Annotated in this window: 17 protein-coding genes and 1 pseudogene; 13 read left to right on the top strand and 5 right to left on the bottom strand. The window is 64.4% G+C overall.

Annotated elements, in window-relative coordinates; all coding sequences use genetic code 11:
* Window positions 1-58: 58 nt before the first annotated feature.
* The gene (gene gluQRS, locus IVB29_RS14980) at window positions 59-931 is read right to left on the bottom strand and encodes a tRNA glutamyl-Q(34) synthetase GluQRS (RefSeq protein ID WP_247504121.1); all 873 of its coding nucleotides are present in this window, start codon (window positions 929-931) and stop codon (window positions 59-61) included.
* Window positions 932-1119: 188 nt separating this feature from the next.
* Here gluQRS and IVB29_RS14975 point away from each other — a divergent pair, with 188 nt between their 5' ends.
* Entirely contained in the window at window positions 1120-1773 is a 654-nt protein-coding gene (locus IVB29_RS14975; protein ID WP_247504322.1) for a DNA-3-methyladenine glycosylase, read from the top strand.
* Here the strand turns inward: IVB29_RS14975 and IVB29_RS14970 are convergent.
* On the bottom strand, window positions 1770-2657 hold the full coding sequence (locus tag IVB29_RS14970; protein ID WP_247504120.1) for a LysR family transcriptional regulator: 888 nt from the start codon (window positions 2655-2657) through the stop codon (window positions 1770-1772). The two genes, IVB29_RS14975 and IVB29_RS14970, sit on opposite strands and share 4 nt — an antisense overlap.
* Before the next feature lie 180 nt (window positions 2658-2837).
* Here IVB29_RS14970 and IVB29_RS14965 point away from each other — a divergent pair, with 180 nt between their 5' ends.
* The 7 genes from IVB29_RS14965 (at window position 2838) to IVB29_RS14935 (ending at window position 11148) form a co-directional block, all read left to right on the top strand.
* Window positions 2838-3812, top strand: coding sequence for a nitronate monooxygenase family protein (locus IVB29_RS14965; RefSeq protein ID WP_247504119.1), 975 nt, complete (start codon window positions 2838-2840; stop codon window positions 3810-3812).
* A 51-nt stretch (window positions 3813-3863) separates the two neighbouring features.
* A complete protein-coding gene (locus IVB29_RS14960; RefSeq protein ID WP_247504118.1) occupies window positions 3864-5048 on the top strand; it encodes an ABC transporter substrate-binding protein in 1185 nt (394 codons plus the stop codon).
* Window positions 5049-5071: 23 nt separating this feature from the next.
* Window positions 5072-6580 (top strand): acyl-CoA synthetase, encoded by a 1509-nt coding sequence (locus tag IVB29_RS14955; RefSeq protein WP_247504117.1) that lies wholly within the window; start codon window positions 5072-5074, stop codon window positions 6578-6580.
* A 463-nt stretch (window positions 6581-7043) separates the two neighbouring features.
* Window positions 7044-7364, top strand: coding sequence for a hypothetical protein (locus IVB29_RS14950; protein ID WP_247504116.1), 321 nt, complete (start codon window positions 7044-7046; stop codon window positions 7362-7364).
* A gap of 15 nt (window positions 7365-7379) precedes the next feature.
* Window positions 7380-8009, top strand: coding sequence for a hypothetical protein (locus tag IVB29_RS14945; RefSeq protein ID WP_247504115.1), 630 nt, complete (start codon window positions 7380-7382; stop codon window positions 8007-8009).
* A gap of 253 nt (window positions 8010-8262) precedes the next feature.
* Entirely contained in the window at window positions 8263-10038 is a 1776-nt protein-coding gene (locus tag IVB29_RS14940; RefSeq protein ID WP_247504114.1) for an NAD(P)/FAD-dependent oxidoreductase, read from the top strand.
* Window positions 10039-10170: 132 nt separating this feature from the next.
* Entirely contained in the window at window positions 10171-11148 is a 978-nt protein-coding gene (locus IVB29_RS14935; RefSeq protein WP_247504113.1) for a peptidyl-alpha-hydroxyglycine alpha-amidating lyase family protein, read from the top strand.
* 3 nt (window positions 11149-11151) lie between these two features.
* Here IVB29_RS14935 and IVB29_RS14930 read toward each other — a convergent pair.
* Window positions 11152-12032, bottom strand: a pseudogene (locus tag IVB29_RS14930) (tripartite tricarboxylate transporter substrate-binding protein).
* 257 nt (window positions 12033-12289) lie between these two features.
* Here IVB29_RS14930 and IVB29_RS14925 point away from each other — a divergent pair.
* Entirely contained in the window at window positions 12290-12847 is a 558-nt protein-coding gene (locus IVB29_RS14925) for an HNH endonuclease (RefSeq protein ID WP_018316280.1), read from the top strand.
* 9 nt (window positions 12848-12856) lie between these two features.
* On the opposite strand, the gene IVB29_RS14920 is transcribed toward IVB29_RS14925, so the two are convergent.
* Window positions 12857-14320, bottom strand: a complete 1464-nt coding sequence (locus IVB29_RS14920) for a GH1 family beta-glucosidase (protein ID WP_247504112.1) — start codon at window positions 14318-14320, stop codon at window positions 12857-12859.
* A 2-nt stretch (window positions 14321-14322) separates the two neighbouring features.
* Window positions 14323-15324, bottom strand: coding sequence for a glycoside hydrolase family 16 protein (locus IVB29_RS14915; RefSeq protein WP_247504111.1), 1002 nt, complete (start codon window positions 15322-15324; stop codon window positions 14323-14325).
* A 329-nt stretch (window positions 15325-15653) separates the two neighbouring features.
* On the opposite strand from IVB29_RS14915, the gene IVB29_RS14910 reads away from it, so the two are divergent.
* From IVB29_RS14910 to IVB29_RS14895, 4 genes are all read left to right on the top strand, one after another.
* Window positions 15654-15812 carry a hypothetical protein gene (locus IVB29_RS14910; RefSeq protein WP_247504110.1) on the top strand — a complete coding sequence of 53 codons (159 nt, stop codon included), beginning with the start codon at window positions 15654-15656 and terminating at the stop codon, window positions 15810-15812.
* 24 nt (window positions 15813-15836) lie between these two features.
* Window positions 15837-16799, top strand: coding sequence for an alpha/beta hydrolase (locus IVB29_RS14905; protein WP_247504109.1), 963 nt, complete (start codon window positions 15837-15839; stop codon window positions 16797-16799).
* Between the two features lie 213 nt (window positions 16800-17012).
* Entirely contained in the window at window positions 17013-18269 is a 1257-nt protein-coding gene (locus tag IVB29_RS14900) for a glycosyltransferase family 87 protein (protein WP_247504108.1), read from the top strand.
* A 120-nt stretch (window positions 18270-18389) separates the two neighbouring features.
* Entirely contained in the window at window positions 18390-18611 is a 222-nt protein-coding gene (locus IVB29_RS14895) for a dodecin (protein WP_247504107.1), read from the top strand.
* Window positions 18612-18619 lie beyond the last annotated feature (8 nt).

The following is an 18619-nucleotide window of genomic DNA, read 5'->3' as shown; positions in this document are numbered from 1 at the left end:
GCATGGCACGGCGGAACGCCCGGAGTCACGGCGGCGTTTTGCTAACCCCCAGAGAAACTTAGCCTAATCCCACCAACCTGCGGATACCGGCCGGCGAGGCGCCGGCGTCGCGCAACTCCCGCAGACCGGTCGAGCGACTCGATTTCGACAACTTCCGCCCCGCCTCGTCGCGAATCAGGGCGTGGTGGCGGTAGGCGGGCTCCGGCAGGCCGAGCAGGACCTGGAGCAGGCGGTGGACCGAGGTGGCGTGAAACAGGTCCTGGCCGCGCACCACCTCGCCGACATCCTGGAGGGCGTCGTCGACGACTACGGACAGATGGTAGCTGGTCGGCGTCTCCTTGCGCGCCAGGATGACGTCGCCCCAGGCCTCGGGCCGCGCTGGAACGGTCGCTCGCTCGCCATCGGGTCCCTCGCCAAGCTCGTTCCAGGTCAGGCCGCCGACGCGCTGGCAGGCGGCCGCCATATCGAGCCGCAGCGCGTAGGGCACGCCAGTGTCGATCAGGCGCGCCCGCTCGTCCGAGGGCAGCGCTTTGGCGTCACCCGGATAGAGCGGCGCACCATCGGGATCGCGCGGCCACGGCCCATCGGCCTCGCGCGCGGCCACCAGCCTTGCGATCTCGGCGCGGCTTTCGAACGCGGGATAGACGAGGCTGAGCGCAGAGAGCTTTTCCAGCGCGGCGCGATAATCGGAAAGATGCTCCGACTGCCGCCGCACCGGCGTCTCCCAGGCGATCCCGAGCCAGGCGAGATCCTCGCAAATCTTCGTCTCGAACTCCGGCCGGCAGCGGGTCGCATCGATGTCCTCGATCCGCAGCAACAACCGCCCGCCGGCCTCGCGCGCACGGTCGAAGTTCAGCAGTGCCGAATAAGCGTGGCCGAGATGAAGAAGGCCATTGGGGCTGGGGGCAAATCGGAAAACGGGTGGCGCCATGCGACAGATCTCGTCATGGCCGGGCTTGTCCTGGCCATCCACGTTCTTCAGTACCACATGCCGACCGTGTCAAGATCACGGACAAACACGACGACCATCGCTCATGCTAGACAATCCACCATGGTTAGAAAGACGTGGATGGCCGGGACAAGCCCGGTCATGACGTCGGAGAGAGCTTGCCGATCCATATGACCATCCACCTCGAAACCCAGTCCGATCTCGAAGAAGCCGTCCACGCGCTGGTCAAGCGCGATCCGCGGCTCAAGCCGGTGCTCGAAATCGCGGGCATGCCGGCATTGCGGCGGCGCGAGCCGGGCTTTACGGGGCTGGCCCACATCGTCTGCGGGCAGCAGCTCTCAACGGCGAGCGCGGCGGCGATCTGGGGGCGGCTGTCGGCGGCGTTCGATCCGTTCGACCATGACGCGGTGCGTCGCGCCCGCACCGACCGGCTGGGGCGGCTCGGCCTGTCCGCGGCCAAGATCAAGACGCTGAAGCATCTCGCGCGCGAGATCACCTCGCAGCGGCTGAACCTCGACGTGCTCGCCGAAGAAGACGCCGAGGCCGCGCACCACACGCTGATCGCGTTGCCCGGCATCGGGCCGTGGACGGCCGACGTCTATCTGCTGTTCTGCCTCGGCCATGGCGATGCCTGGCCGGCCGGCGACATCGCCGTGCAGGAGGGGATCAAGGTTGGCCTGGGGCTCCCGGCGCGCCCGACGGAAAAGCAGATGGCGCCTCTGGCCGAGCCCTGGCGACCGCTGCGCGGCGCAGCCGCGCATCTGTGGTGGAGCTATTATCGCGTCATCAAGAAGCGCGAAGGCGTCATCGGCAACCAGCCCTAGCCCCGCAGCCGCTCGCGATCGGCACGGGCGCATTCGGCCACGAAGTCGACCACGGCGCGCACCGCCGAGAGCTCGACCAGATCGGGATGGGCGAGCAGCCAGAGATCGGCGATGCTGACGAGTTTCTGCGGCGCGACGCGCACCAGGTCCGGATAGCTTTCTGCGACGAAACAGGACAGCGCGGAGATTCCGATCCCCGCGCGCACCGCGGCCAGCATGTCGCCTTGCGACGAGCAGCGCATCACCATGGTGCCCTGACGCGTGATCGTATCGCTCCAGCGCGCCAGCTGGGCGTTGGAATCCTGGTCGGCAAAGCCGATGACGCTGTGCCCCTTCCATTCGCCGCTCCGTTCAGGCAAGGAGCGGCCGGCGGCATAGTCGTGCGAGGCATAGAAGCCGGTGCCAAGACGGCCGACCTTGCGGCCGACCAGATTTTCCTCGCCGCTATCGACGGGGCGCAGCACCACGTCGGCCTCCCGGCGACGCACGCTGGCAGGGAACGGATGGGTGATGATCTCGAGCCGGATGTGATCGTGCGTGCCCAGGAAGGACCGCAGCCGGGGCATCAGCCAGTGCGAGGCCAGCGTCGCTCCGATCGACAGCTTGACCGTGCCGCGCGCCTTGCGCCCGCCGGCGGCAACCGCGGCCTCGGCCCGGAGCGCGGCTGCTGCCATCGTCTCCGCATGCTCGCGCAGGGTGCGCCCGTCGGCGGTCAGCACCAATCCATCCGCGGCGCGCGCCAGCAGCTTGGTGCCAAGCTGTGCCTCCAGCGCCGCGATCTTGCGGCTGACGGTCGGGTGGCTGGCGTGCAGCCGCCGCGCCGCGGCAGTGAAGCTGCCGGTGTCGGCGACCGCGACGAAGGTCTTGCAGAGGTCCCAATCCACGCCGGATCCGTTCAAAATTGAATATGCACATGTTCAATATTGAACGATCTCCCGTCCGCCGTCCAACCCTATAATGGGGTCAAAGCGCAAGCGGCGGGGCATCCCGCCGGCGCGACAATCGACATGGAAGCGCTCACAATCGGCCGGCAGGCCGTTGACGCGCGTTGTCAGGAGGACCGGATGGCACTGCCCGCCCTGCTCAAGAACAATCTGGAGCTGCCCGTCGTCGGCTCGCCCCTCTTCATCGTCTCCGGACCGGAACTGGTGATTGCCCAGTGCAAGGCCAGAATCGTCGGCTCGTTTCCCGCGCTCAATGCGCGCCCAGTCGAGAAGCTCGACGAGTGGCTGAGCCGCATCGAGGACGAACTCGGGGAATACAAGTCGCGCAATCCCGGCAAGAAGGTCGCGCCCTACGCCGTCAACCAGATCTGCCATGCCTCCAACGACCGGCTGATGAAGGACATGGAGACCTGTGTGAAGCACAAGGCGCCCATCATCATCACCTCGCTGCGGCCGCCGGCGGAGCTTGTCGAGGCCGCGCATTCCTATGGCGGGCTGGTGTTCCACGACGTCATCAACGTCAAGCACGCGCGCAAAGCCGCCGAGCAGGGCGTCGACGGCCTGATCCTGGTCTGCGCCGGCGCGGGCGGACATGCCGGCATGCTGTCGCCCTTCGCGCTGGTGCGGGAGGTCAAGCAATGGTTCGACGGCGCGATCCTGCTGTCGGGCGCGATCAGCGACGGCTTTGGCATCGCCTCCGCGCTGACGCTGGGCGCCGACCTCGCCTATATGGGCACGCGCTTCATCGCGACGAAGGAAGCCAACGCGGACGAAGCCTACAAATCCGCACTGACGCAGCACGCCGCACACGATATCGTCTACACCAACCTGTTCACCGGCGTGCACGGCAACTATCTCGGACCCTCGATCGCCGCCGCCGGGCTCGATCCGGACAATCTCCCGGTCGCCGACAAATCGAAGATGAATTTCGGCTCCGGCGGCAACACGAAATCCAAGGCGTGGCGTGACATCTGGGGATCGGGCCAAGGCATCGGCCAAATCACCGACGCGCCTCCGGTCGCCGAGCTGGTCGGCCGGATGAAAGCGGAATTCGATCAGGCCCGACAGGATTTCCTGATGCGCGCCAGCGCCTGAAGGCTTGGTCCGGCAAGAAAACTGGACTGACAAGAACAACGGGAGGACATCATGAAGCTGGCAGCCGCACTGATCGGCATGTCGTTGCTGACGCTCGCCGCGGGCAGCGTCCAAGCCGAAGGCAGCGACGAGATCCGCATCGGCCAGACCCTGCCCTATAGCGGCCCGGTCTCCGGATTCGGCGCGATCGGACGGACGCAGGAAGCGTTCTTCGAGAAGGTCAATGCCGAAGGCGGCATCAACGGGCACAAGGTCAAGTTCATCACATTGGACGACGCCTACTCGCCGCCGAAGACGGTGGAGCAGACCCGCAAGCTGGTGGAACAGGACGAGGTGCTGATGATGTTCGGCTCGCTCGGGACCGCCACCAACAGCGCCGTGCAGCGCTACCTCAACGCCAAAAAGGTGCCGCAGCTGTTCGTGCTCTCGGGCGCGACAAAATGGGCCGATCCGCAGAAGAACCCGTGGACGATGCCTGGCATGGCGGCCTACGAATCCGAGGGTGTCGTCTATGCCAAGTACATCCTGAAGTCCAAGCCCGACGCCAGGATCGCAATCCTGTCCCAGAACGACGATTTCGGCCGCGACTATGTCGCCGGCTTCAAGCGCGCGCTGGGCGCCAAGGCCGCCAGCATGATCATTGCGGAGGCGAGCTACGAAACCAGCGCGCCGACGATCAGCTCGCAGCTCTCGACGCTGAAGGCATCAGGCGCCGACGTGCTGTTCGGCGTCGTGCTAGGCAAGTTCACCTCGCAGATGGTCAAGGGCGTGGCCGAGATCGGCTGGAAGCCCGAGCTGTTCTTCGTGCCGACCTCGGCGTCGTCGATCTCGTTCCTCGAGCCGGCCGGCCTCGACAACGCGGTCGGCCTGATCTCGTCGAGCAACCAGAAGGACACGATGGACCCGCAATGGGCCAACGATCCCGGCGTGAAGGAGTACTTCGCGTTCATGAAACAATACATGGCGACCGCCGACCTCTCCAACTCCAACTACGCGGCCGGCTACCATTACGCGACGCTGCTGATGACGGTGCTGAAGGCGTGCAAGGACGATGTCAGCCGCGACAACATCATGCGCCAGGCGGCCTCACTGAAAGAGGTGAAGCTGCCGCTGCTGCTGCCGGGCATGTCGGTCACGACCGGTCCCGACGACTATCTGCCGTTCCAGCAGCTTCAGCTCCGGCGCTTCAACGGCAAGAGCTGGGTGGGCTTTGGCGACGTGCTGGATGATCGCTAAGCTCGACGAGGGAAGGATACGCCATGATCATCAGCGGTGAACGCCGGATCGGCTATGACGAGATCCAGGCCCGCATCAGGCGGGCGGCGAGCGGGCTTCGTACGCTAGGCCTCGCCGAGGGCACCCCGGTCGCCATGATGCTGCGCAACGATTTTGCGCTGTTCGAGGTAGTTGCCGCGTCTGCCGCGCTGGGCAGTCCGGTGGTGCCGATCAATTGGCATCTGAAGGCCGAAGAGGTCCGCTACATCCTGACCGACAGCGGCGCAAAAATCCTGGTCTGCCATGCCGATCTGCTGCCGCAGATCAGCTCTGGCGTGCCGTCGGATGTCCGCCTCCTCGTCGTCGCGACACCGCCCGAGCTCGCGGCGACCTTCGCGATTGCCCCTGATCTGACCGAGGTCCCGGCGGGACTGACCGATTGGGACGGCTGGCGCGACGGCCATCCGGAAACACAGCAGCCGCCGCGCCGGGCCGCGGCGATGATCTACACGTCGGGAACCACGGGCATGCCAAAGGGCGTGCGGCGCATGCCGATGCAGCCCGAACAGGCGGCCGCCTCCGAACGCGTCGGCGCGATGGCCTATGGCATCAAGCCGCGGGACAATCAAATCGTGCTGATCAACGGCCCGATGTATCACTCGGCGCCGCACTCCTACGGCATGCTGGCGTTCCGCAGCGGCTGCACCATCGTCCTCCAGGCGCGGTTCGACGCCGAGGAACTGCTGGCGCTGATCGAACGCCACCGTGTCACCCACATCCACATGGTGCCGACCATGTTCGTCCGGCTGCTGCGGCTGCCCGATGCCGTGAGACAGCGCCATGACCTCTCGTCACTGCGTTTCGTCGTGCATGGCGCCGCGCCCTGCCCGCCCGAGATCAAGCGCGCCATGATCGCGTGGTGGGGACCGGTCATCAACGAATATTTCGGCTCGACCGAGACCGGGATCCCGGTGTGGCACTCGGCCGAGGAGGCACTGAAGAAGCCGGGCACGGTGGGACGCGCCATTGAGGGCGGCATCGTCAAAATCTTCCGCGACGACGGCAGCCTCTGCGGTGCCGACGAGATCGGCGAAATCTACATGCGCCAGACGGCAGTGCCCGATTTCGACTATCACGGCAAGGCGCAGGCCCGGGCCGAAGCGGGGCGCGACGGCCTCGTCAGCGTCGGCGACGTCGGCTATCTCGATGCGGACGGCTATCTGTTCCTGTGCGACCGCAAGCGCGACATGGTGATCTCGGGCGGCGTCAACATCTATCCCGCCGAGATCGAGAACGTGCTGATCGCGATGCCCGGCGTGCGCGATTGCGCCGTGTTCGGCATTCCCGACGCGGAATTTGGCGAGCGGCTGTGCGCCTGCATCGAGCCGGAGACGGGTTCGCAGCTCTCCGCCGCCGCGGTGCAGGCCTTCTTGCGCGAGCGCTTGGCCAATTTCAAGGTGCCGAAGGAGATCCAGTTCCTGGACGCGCTGCCGCGAGAGGCAACCGGAAAGATCTTCAAGCGCAAGCTGCGCGATCCCTATTGGGCGAAGTGAACCGGCAGCTCACCTTGAGTCTATGACCGATGCAAGCCGAGGTTCTCTGACTTCGGCAGCCGTCATCGCATTGTTCTGTAGCGGCAACGGCATTCGTCCCGGCTCACTCGTCTCGAATACAATTCTCTCGGGTAAAGCTCGCACCGAGCGGATGCGGATGATCGTCCTATCGACGTTCGCCTCCGCGCTCCGCTCAGGGGCGGGAGGCAGCAAATAGTCCGCCAGGGTCAGAAGGGCGACGAGCAAGCCACCGGCGAATACGAAATATCGGATGATAGGCATGTGAACAGACAACGCGTCCTGGTATGCGTGACTGCTAAAACGGGAAATAGTGGCAATTGTTCCTACGCCCCTTCAATATGCCTGGAGCACGTAAGAAGCGCGCTTCTATCGCATAAGCAAAGCAACCTATTCGAATCCAATCTGTTGTCGACCGGCACAAGCAACTGCCGGAGGACAGACTATGTCACGTTTAATTTCGCTCGCCGCGGCTCTCCTGCTGCTGGGATCCATGCCCGTAAGCGCACAGTCGCAAAAGGCGCAAAGCGGGCCGGGCAACAACGCGGTCAACAGCTCCGATCACAACAACTCGAACGCACCTGTCGCAGGCCGCAACAGTTTCACCGAAGGCCAGGCGAAGTCGAAGATCGAGGGCGCGGGTTATTCCAATGTTTCCGGCTTGCAGAAGGACGACAGCGGCGTCTGGCGCGGCAAGGCCGACAAGGCCGGAACCAAAGCCGACGTCAGCGTCGACTTCCAGGGCAACGTGAACCCCGCCAAGTAAGCAGGAGGATGAAACATGACGACCACCATTTCTCGACTCTATGACAGCTACTCGGATGCCGAACGTGCGGTCAGCCGCCTTGAGGCCGCCGGCGTGCCACACTCCGACATCAGCATCGTCGCGAACAATTCCGACAACTGGTACGGCTCCTCCACCGGCAAAGTCGACCGCGATCGCGACGGCGTCGACGATCGCGCCGAAGGTGCCGGCACGGGTGCTGGCATCGGCGCAGGCCTCGGCACTGCGGCGGGCCTGCTTGCAGGACTCGGCTTGCTCGCTATTCCGGGCCTCGGACCGGTCGTTGCTGCCGGATGGCTGGCTTCGGCCGCGGTGGGTGCCGCAGCCGGCGCGGCGACAGGTGGCATCGTCGGCGCGTTGACCCAAGCCGGGGTGTCGAAGGAAGACGCGTCGCGCTATGCTGAAGGCGTGCGTCGCGGCGGGACGCTGGTGTCGGCGAGAGTAGCCGAGCAAGACCGGGCCCGTTTCGATGCCCTTCTGCAGGAGAAGTCCGTGAACCTGCAGGATCGAAGCACGGCTTGGCAAAAGTCCGGCTGGAACGACTTCGATGCCGCAAGCCCGCCGCTGTCACCTGACGATATCGGTCGGGAACGCGAGCTGTATGGCGCCGGCACGCGGGGCAGATAAGGACTCCGCTCGCCGCGGCGAATCCCGCAATCCAAGACTGCAAGGAAGGCTCCACTCAGGTGGAGCCTTTTCTTGCGTGTCCTCCTCGAATCACGGAAGGGCGGCGGATTTTTCCCAATACGCCGAAGGGCGCATTCCGCCGGAGCAGGGCAACATGCTCTCGCTGCTCGGGTAAAGCGCTTTCGACGTCCCTCGTTCCAGTATAGCGTTCGACCTTCGAGGAAACGCCGCGAAGACGGCCACGAGGTCGCGCATGCTGGACAGAACGCAGGATATTTCCGTCTCCGCACAAGCCTGGCTCGACGAATTCGAGCGCTCGTCGGGCAAACCCGAGCCCGCCGCTCTCGATCGCCTTTTCCTCGCCGACAGTTTTTGGCGAGACGTACTGGCTCTGAGCTGGAACCTGCAAACGCTTGCCGGGCGCGATACGATCGCGGGGGAGCTCGCGGCGCTCACGCCCAAAGCGGCGCCAAGCCATTTCAAGATTGCACCGAACCGCGCGGCCCCGCGCTGGGTGACGCGCGCCGGCACCAACACGATCGAAGCCATCTTCAATTTCGAGACGGCGCTCGGCCGCGGCAGCGGTATCGTCCGGCTCGTGCCCGATCCTGCTGATGGCGACCGCCTGAAGGCGTGGACGCTGCTCACTGCACTCGACGAGCTCAAAGGGTTCGAAGAACAACTCGGTACGTCGCGGCCGCGCGGCCAGGCCTATTCGCGCGATTTCCGCGGACCGAACTGGCTCGATTTGCGTAACGCCTCGCGCGACTATGCCGATCGCGACCCGACTGTGCTGGTGGTCGGCGGTGGCCAGGCCGGGCTCGCGATCGCAGCGCGGCTGAAGCAGTTGCAGATCGACACATTGATCGTCGATCGCGAGACGCGGATCGGCGACAATTGGCGCAAACGCTATCACGCGCTCACTCTGCACAACCAGGTGCAGGTCAATCACATGCCCTACATGCCGTTCCCGCCGAACTGGCCGACCTATATCCCCAAGGACAAGCTCGCCAACTGGTTCGAAGCCTATGTCGACGCCATGGAGCTGAACTTCTGGACCGGTACCGAGTTCGAGGGCGGCGCCTATGACGAGGCCAAAGGCAGCTGGACGGTGACACTGCGGCGCGCCGACGGCAGCAAGCGCACCATGCATCCCCGCCACGTGATCATGGCGACCGGCGTCAGCGGCATCGCCAATATTCCGCACATTCCGACCCTCGACAATTTCAAGGGCACGCTGCTGCATTCCAGCCGCTACGAGGACGGCGAGAACTGGACGGGCAAGCGCGCCATCGTCATCGGCACCGGCAACAGCGGCCACGACATCGCGCAGGATCTCTGCTCCAGCGGCGCCGAAGTGACGCTGGTGCAGCGCTCACCCACGCTGGTCACCAATATCGAGCCCTCGGCGCAGCTCGCTTACGCGACCTACAATGAAGGGACGCTCGAGGACAACGATCTGATCGCGACCTCGATGCCGACGCCCCTTGCGAAGAAAACCCACGTGATGCTGACCGAGCAGTCGAAACAGCTCGACAAGGAGCTGCTCGACGGCCTTACCCGCGTCGGCTTCAGGCTCGACTTCGGCGAGGCCGGCACCGGCTGGCAGTTCAAATACCTCACCCGCGGCGGCGGCTATTATTTCAACGTCGGCTGCTCCAACCTGATCGTCGAGGGCGCGATCAAGCTCAAGCAGTTTTCCGACATCGAGGGTTTTGTGGCTGACGGCGCGCGGATGAAGGACGGCTCGACCATCGCCGCCGACCTGATCGTGCTCTCGACCGGCTACAAGCCGCAGGAATATCTGGTGCGGAAGCTGTTCGGCGACGGCATCGCCGACCGCGTCGGCCCGGTCTGGGGCTTTGGCGGCGGGCTCGAGCTGCGGAACATGTATGCGCGCACGCAGCAGCCCGGTCTGTGGTTCATCGCCGGCAGCCTCGCGCAGTGCCGGATCAACTCGAAATACCTCGCGCTCCAGATCAAGGCGATCGAGGAAGGGATTTTGGGGCGCGAGGTGGGCACTGCTTAAGTCGCCCCTCATTGCGAACGCAGCGAAGCGATCCAGAGTCTTTCCACGGAGACAGTCTGGATTGCTTCGCTGCGCTCGCAATGACAGTGTGGAGACGATCGCGCATCGCCGATACGGATGAGGAGACCACACATGCCAGCCATTCTGGGCACCGGCGAGCACCGCTACCGCGTCGTCGAAAATTTCGCAAAGCTGCCGGACGGCTGGACGCTGACCGACGTTGCTGCCGTCGCGGTCGACAGCAAGGATCGCGTTTACGTCTTCAATCGCGGCGCCCATCCGATGGTGGTGCTGGACCGCGAGGGCAATTTCCTCCGGAGCTTTGGCGAGGGCCTGTTCTCCCGCGCCCACGGCCTGCACATCGACGCCGACGACAATCTCTATTGCACCGATGACGGCGACCACACCGTGCGCAAATGTACCACCGACGGCAAGGTGCTGCTGACGATTGGCATCCCGGCCAAGCCGGCGCCGTTCATGAGCGGCGAGCCGTTCCATCGCTGCACCCACACCGCGCTGTCGCCGAAAGGCGAGATCTACGTCTCCGACGGCTACGGCAATGCGCGCGTGCACAAATACACGCCCGACGGCAAGCTGATGAAGAGCTGGGGCGAGCCGGGCACCGATCCCGGCCAGTTCAACATCGTGCACAACATCGCCACCGATGCCGACGGCTGGGTCTATGTCGCCGACCGCGAGAACCATCGCGTGCAGGTGTTCAACGGCGAGGGCAAATACGAGACGCAGTGGAACAATCTGCACCGGCCCTGCGCGCTGTGCTGCTGCGGCGGGGCCAAGAGCCCGACCTTCGTGATCGGCGAGCTCGGCCCGGGCCTCGATATCAACCGCAATGTGCCCAATCTCGGCCCGCGGCTGTCGATCGTCGATGCGCAAGGCAAACGCATTGCCCGGCTCGGTGGCGAAGAAGGTCCAGGCGTTGCCAGCGGCAAATTCCTGGCGCCGCACGGCATCGCACTGGATTCGAGGGGCGACATCTATGTCGGCGAAGTCGGCGTCACCAACTGGACAACGAGTTTTCCGAACGAGGAGATGCCAGCAATCGTGCGCGCGACCCGGTGCCTGCAAAAGCTGGAACGGGTGCGGGAATGACGGCTAATCCACCTTCACCCCCGAGGCCTTGATGATCGGCCACCAGCGCTCGGCTTCTTCCTTCTGATAGACGCGCAGTGCGTCCGGCGATTGCTGCAGCAGGGGCGAGACCTGGATGCCGAGCTCTGCAAAGCGTTGCTTGACCTGCGGGCTCGCCAAAATCTGCACCATCGCGGCGTTGAGCTTTGCGGCGATGTCTTGCGGCGTCCCCTTCGGCACCCACAGGCCGTACCAGAGCGAGGCGGAATAGCCAGGGAGCCCGGCTTCGTCGGCGGTCGGAATGTTCGGCCAGGACGACGAGCGCGCCTTGCTGGTGACCGCAAACGCCTTGATGCTTCCGGCGCCGACGAGCGCCCTGAAGTTCGAGGCCGGCTCGATCATCGCGTCGATCTGGCCGGCGACGAGGTCCTGCATCGCCGGGCGTTGCCGCGATAAGGCACGAACTGAAATTTTGTGCCGGTCGCTTTCTGGAGCGCGATGCCGGCGAGATGGCCGGTGGCGCCGACGCCGGCGATGCCGACCGAGGCCCTATCCGGATTGGCCCTCAACCACGCGATCAAATGTTTGAGATCGTCCGCCGGCAGATCCTTGCGGCCAACGATCAAAAGCGGCTCGCTGCCGATCAGGATCACCGGCTCGAGATCGCGGAGCAGATCGAACGGCAGCGCATAGAGCCCGCCGGTCAGCATGTGCGTGGTCGAGGTTCCGATCGAGAGCGTGTAGCCGTCCGCAGCGGCGCGCACTGCGCGGCCGACGCCGAGCGAGCCGGCCGCGCCGCCGACATTCTCGATCACGATCGGCTGCTTCAGCACGGCGTTCAGGCGCTCGCCGAGGAAGCGCGCCAGGGTGTCGGTGGCACCGCCCGCCGGGAACGGCACGATCATGGTGACGGGGCGCGTCGGATAATCCTCAGCCGCAGCGGCGCAGATCGGCGCCGTGCCGAGCACGGCCGCGAGCACCGCGGCCAGCCAGCCTCGCATGGACCCCCCCAAATCGCGGCGTTTTTGAGCGTTTCGTCACCCCGCTGCCGCATTGCTTGCGCCCGAATAAGTCGCTCAGCGGGCTTCACAATCCCGTCACGCTGCATGTAGTATGTCAATACGTGCTGCTTCGCAGCGTACATGGAGGCCAGGAGCGTTACTTGAACGCACATGTCTCGCAAGGCAGTTGGCCGGTGCTGGTCCTGAACGCGGACTTCCGGCCGCTGAGTTACTACCCGCTGTCTCTCTGGTCGTGGCAGGACGCGATCAAGGCGGTGTTTCTCGATCGCGTCAACATCGTCGCGCATTACGATCAGGCGGTTCACAGCCCCACGCTGCAAATGCAGCTGCCGAGCGTCGTCTCGCTCAAATCCTTCGTCAAGCCGACCACGCATCCGGCCTTCACCCGGTTCAACGTCTTCCTGCGCGATCGTTTCGCCTGCCAATATTGCGGCTCGCCCGAAGACCTCACCTTCGATCACATCATCCCGCGCAGCAAGGGCGGCCAGACTACCTGGGAGAACGTGGTCGCGGCATGCTCGCCGTGCAACTTGCGCAAGGGCAATCTCACCCCGGTGCAGGCCAAGATGTTTCCGCGCCAGCACGCCTTCGCCCCGACCGTGCACCAACTCCACCGCAACGGCCGCCTGTTCCCGCCGAACTATTTGCACGACAGCTGGCTGGACTATCTGTACTGGGATACGGAACTGGATCCGTAGGGGCTGGTCTCACACCCCGATCGCATTCCTTGCCACGACGTCGCGATAGAACGCCGCGCTCAGCTTCGGCACCCTTGCCTGCGTCTCGAAGTCGACCCGGTAGAGCCCGAAGCGTTTGCCGTAGCCAAAAATCCACTCGAAATTGTCCATCAGGCTCCAGAGGAAATAACCGCGGATCGGGACGCCCTCGGCGACCGCGCGCTGCATCTGGGTCAGATAATTGCGCAGGAACATGATGCGGTCGAGGTCGTAGATCTGGCCGTCGGCGGCGATCCTGTCCTCGGACGAGGTGCCGTTCTCGCTGATGTAGATGTTCTCGATGTTCCAGATTTTTGCGGCGAGACGCGGAGCCCAGTAAATCACCTCGGGGCCGACCCGCAGCCATTCCGAATTCATGTGCGGGAACGACGTCGGGAACGGCAGCACGTGGAAACCCGGCGCGCGATCGGAGGCGGTGACGTAGAACTGCGGTGCGTAGATGTTGAGGCCGACGAAATCGTTCGGCGTGCCGATGATCTTCAACTCCTCTGCGGTGAATTTTGGCGCGTCGGCGCCGGCATAGGCGAGGAAGCCGTCGGTGTATTTGCCCTCCAGCACCACGCCGAGGAAGCCGGCATTGAGCTCGCGCGTCGCGATCTCGGCAGCGCGGATGTTATCCGGCGTTGCGATCGCCGGCACGCAGGCCGCGATATTCTCGGCCGCACCGACGCGGGTGCCGGCCCGCCCGGAGGCGCGGATCGCCTGCACGGCAAGCCCGTGCGCCAGCGCTACGTGATGGCGGGCCTGGTTTAGCTGCCCGGTCGGCAGCTTGAGGCCGGGTGCGTCGATGCCCCAGCCATAGCCAAAGTTCAAGAAGCGCCCCACCTCGTTCACGGTGAAGACGTTCTTCACGCGATCGGTCAGGCGCGCGGCGACGTAAGACGCGTAATCGGCAAACGCCTTCGACGTATCACTCGATGACCATCCGCCAACGCGGTCCTGAAGCGCCTGCGGCAGGTCCCAGTGATAGAGTGTGGCATAGGGCTCGATGCCGTTCGCGAGCAGCTCGTCGACGAGGCGGTTATAGAAGTCGAGCCCTTTCGGATTGGGCTGGCCCGTTCCATCCGGAAACACACGCGGCCACGCAATTGAAAAACGGTAGGCCTTGACGCCGAGCGCTCGGATCAGCGCGACGTCCGCCTTGTAGCGATGGTAATGCTCGTTGGCGCGATCGCCGGTGGAGCCATCCTCGATTTTGCCGGGCGTGTGGCTAAAAATGTCCCAGATCGACTTGCCGCGGCCGTCCTCGTTGACGGCGCCTTCGATCTGGTAGGATGAGGTCGCCGTGCCCCAGAGAAAATCCTTCGGGAAGGGCGCGCCACGCTCGGCCGATGCGGGCGTTTCATTCTCCGCAGCCTTGACGCCCGCCGCTGTGCCAAGCGCGGCAAGCCCTGCGAGTCTTGCAAAATCACGCCGCGAGACATCAGACGGCATCACTATCTCCGCGCTTGCTCCATATCGATCTGATAGGCGGAAATCCTGTCGATCTCAAATGCGACGCTCGAAGGCGATTCCGCATCGACAGGACTGACGCCGGGAAAGAATTTCGATCCGATCGCCAGATTGACGATCATGTACATGGGATCGTCGAAGCCGATGGGGACCTTGATGTCGGACACCGGCTTGCGGTCGATGAAATAGACCAGGCGATCCTCCTCCCACAGCACACCGTAATTGTGGAAGGCGTTCGAGGCATCACCGACCGCGAAGTCGAAGCCGCAGGACTGGATCTTCTGGGTCGACGGAATCCGCCAATGCGTCGTCATGACGAGATCGCCGGGCCGCTCGCCGCGGCCTTCCAGCACGTCGACTTCCGGCGGCCAACCACCGTCATCCGCCAGCATCCAGAACGCCGGCCACACCGCATGACCAACCGGCACCTTGGCGCGGATTTCGAAATAGCCGTGCTTCTGCGCGAACGTGCCCTGGGTCGTCAAAATCCCCGAGATGTAATCGTTGTTGAACAGCACCGGCTTCAATTCCGGTGGCGTGCGGCTGGCGATGATCGAGAGCACACCGTCCTTGACCTTGAAAGGATCGAGTCCGAGCGGCGTCCCGGCGCGCCCCGCGTAGCGCGGATCGACATAGATCTGCTGCTCGCCATTGGCACTGGTCTTGCGCTTGAAATCGGAGCCGTCGCCGCCCCAATAGCGCGCCTCCGGCCACGCCGCGCCGCCGGCATAATGCGGCACCCAGCGCCCGTGCGACAGCGGATGCTCGTCGAAATCGTCGTTAAAGGTCCGGCGCAACGGCAGGAACACGAGCGAGGCGGGATTGACGCTCTCCAGCCTGCGGCACGCGATCATGGAAGGATCGGTGGTGACTTGCAGCGACAGGCTGCGAGGCGCGTCATGAAGCTCGTCCTGCGCGGCACCCAATGCCGGCAACGCCAAAAGGCCGATCGCAGCCAGAACGCTTCTCGTCCAACGGCTGATCATCACCGCACTTCGAAGATGCCAGGAACAGCCTTTAGGTTAGCCCTTCCCCGCACTCGCGGACAAGCGGGCGATGCGCCGCCTCCCGGCGGATTCGAAGAAACATTTCGATATCGCACGCAAATCGAGGCATCCCCCAGCCTTCGAAATCGGGCATGTGCGACATGAACTTGAGTATGCCCTATCGGGATTTCCACCCTACCGGGAGCGTCCGGCGAAATCACCCTGCGCGCCGGCATTGCGCGCTGTCCGGCAACAATGATATGCCGCGCTGGTCGATCATCAGGCGGTGTGCGCGTATCCAATCGCTCCATCAATAAGGAGCGACGATCATGAACATCCTGCACGTCGACTCCAGCATTCCAGGCAGCAACGCCATCACCCGTCACCTCTCGGCGCTGACCGTCGCGTGGCTCTCGCATCCCTCTCTGGTCGCGCAAGCCGAGACTGAGATCGAGCGGCTGTTCTGCAAAACGCGGCTGGCCGCCTGAAACCCGAGATCAAGGAGAATTCCAATGTTGTCGCACTTTGTCATTCCCGCATGGGCACGCGGCCTCGCGCGCGACCTCGCCGCCCCCCTGTCGGCCGTTGCACTTCTGGTCGCAACGCCCGTCCATGCGGAGGTCAAGCCCTGGCCTGCCTCTGTTCGTGCCGAGCAGATGCCGGTGAGCGGCGGCACGCAATATGTCCGTATCGGCGGCACTGGACCCGCGGTCGTGCTGCTGCATGGCTTCGGCGACACCGGAGACATGTGGGTGCCGCTCGCAGAAGTGCTGATGAAGGATCATACGGTGATCGTGCCCGACCTGCGTGGCATGGGCCTGTCGTCGCATCCCGAGGGCGGCTACGAGAAGGTGGCGCAGGCACGCGACCTGGCGGTTATTCTGGACCGGCTCGGCATCAAGCAGGCCGCGCTCGTCACACACGACATCGGCAACATGGTCGGCTACGCCTTCGCCGTCCAGTATCAGGAACGGACGACGCGCTGGATTGTGATGGATGCGCCGCTGCCGGGACTGGCACACTGGGACGACCAGTTGAAGAATCCGAAGGTCTGGCACTTCAATTTCCGAGGTCCCGATGTCGAGCGTCTGGTTGCCGGACGCGAACGCATCCTGCTTGACCGCTTCTACAACGAATTGTCGGCGAACCCGGCCGGGATCGACGAGCCGACCCGTGAACATTATGCGGCGCTCTACGCCCGTCCGCTCGCGATCCACAATGCCTTCGGCGGACAATTCGCGGCATTCGCCCGGGACGCCGTCGACAACACCAAGCTGCTTGCCGAGAAGGGCAAGCTGACGATGCCCGTGCTTGCGATCGGCGGCGATCATTCCTACGGTGCTCAGCTCGCGACGGAGATCGGCTTCGCGGCCACCAATGTCCGCAGCGGCGTGATCACCAATTCCGGCCACTGGATCATGGAAGAGCAACCCGCCCAGGCCGTGGCCCTCATCACGGCTTTTCTCGGCGAATAGCCTGCGCAAACGGCCTCGAGCGCAATTCTCCAGGCCTGCTGTTCGGAAACCGCACCAAGGGAAGCGGGACAATGCGGATAGCCCTGCCCGTAGCCGCCGGTCGCCCGCAAAATCCTTTCCGGTTCGTTACCGTCCTTTAAGCCTCTGGAGGCAATCTCGCCTGCGATTGACGGGCCGGCATTCCGCCCCCAAACCAGTCCGAGGCTGCCATCCATGTTCGCCGAGACGCTGGAAGCGCTTCAGGCCTCACCGTCGAAGCGGACCGCCTATGTCCGCTTCGTGCTGGTGGCGCTGGCGGTGATCGTGGCGTTCAAGACGTTCTGGTTCGCCCGCTGGGGCGGCTGGACGGGTCGCGAACTCGCCGATTTCGACGCCTTCCATATCGTCGCACAGCGCGTCTGGCGCGGCGACCTCGACCAAGTCTATCATTTCGAGGCGCTGCTGAAGATGCAGATGGAGGCGGCCGGCGGCATGACCGGCTTCATGCCCTGGACCTATCCGCCGCAATACGCCCTCCTGCTCGCGCCGTTCGCCTTCCTGCCGGTCGGCGTCGGCTATCTCCTGTTCACAACCGCAACACTCGCGCTCTATCTCGTGACCCTGCGCGCCATCGCCGGCAAAAATTTCGCGCAAGTGCTGGTCATCCTGTTTCCGGCGCTCGCGATCACCATCGGCTGCGGACAGAACGGCTTTCTCACCGGCGCGCTGATCGCGCTGGTTTGCCTCAACGTCGACCGGCGGCAATGGCTCGCCGGCCTCGCACTCGGCGCCATGGTCATCAAGCCGCATCTCGCCATTGCCGTCGGCGTCTACCTGCTGGCGACGCGGCGCTGGGTCGCGCTCGCGACCGCGGCAGTCGTTGTGTTGACGAGCTCGCTGCTCTGCACGCTCCTGTTCGGCTGGCAGATCTGGATCGCATGGTCAGGGGCGATCAGGGAATCGGCGGGCTTTCTCGAGCAGGGCTTTTATCCGCTCTTCCGCATGATCTCCGCCTATGCAGCACTCTACATGGCCGGCTTTCCGGCGAATGCCGCCTTCTGGGGACAGGTCGCCGTCGCGGGGCTGGCTCTGCTCGCCGTCCTCGCCGGCGTGGCCCGTGGCCTATCGTCCCAATTCGCGCTCGGCATCACCGTCATGATTTCGGTGATGATCAGCCCCTACGCCTATGATTACGACCTGCCGATCCTCGGGATCGGTCTTGCGCTGGCGCTGCCCGATCTCGCCAGAGTGGCGAGCCCGCGCGAGCGCGACGTGACATACGGGCTGATCCTGCTCGCCGGGGCCTATGGGCTGCTGCAATCGGCGCGGCTTGCGGTGCAGTTCGGGCAGAAGGCCGATCCCAGCCAGCATTTCGCGCCCGCCCTCGGTGGCTTCGCGTTGATGGCGATTCTGGTTCTGCTGTTGCGACTGCTATGGCGCGGGACGCAGCCTGCGCCGGCCCTGCCGCAGGCCGCGCCGGTCGCGGAATAGTTCTCTTGGGTCCGCGATGCGGACCATCGCACCTGACGGAACCGAAAAGGTTGGCGCTCGTTCAATTGGAAGCGATGCGGCGGCACGCACCAGCCGCGGCGCAACCAAGGGAGGCACGTCATGCCCACAGCCGAGACGGATCACGTCTACAAGATCCTGGAGCTGGTCGGATCGTCCGAAACCTCGATCGAGGATGCGATCAAGAACGCGATCAGCCGCGCCGCCAAAACCGTCCGCGAGATGAAATGGTTCGAGGTGGTGCAGACGCGCGGCCACATCGAGAACAACGCTGTGCGCCATTATCAGGTGACGCTGCGCGTCGGCTTTACGCTGGACGGGTAGCGGGGTGG

It is taken from the genome of Bradyrhizobium sp. 1 (assembly GCF_023073315.1).
GTDB lineage: Bacteria > Pseudomonadota > Alphaproteobacteria > Rhizobiales > Xanthobacteraceae > Bradyrhizobium.
Note: the sequence above shows the minus strand (reverse complement) of the source record. Positions and strands in the feature narration are given on the sequence as shown.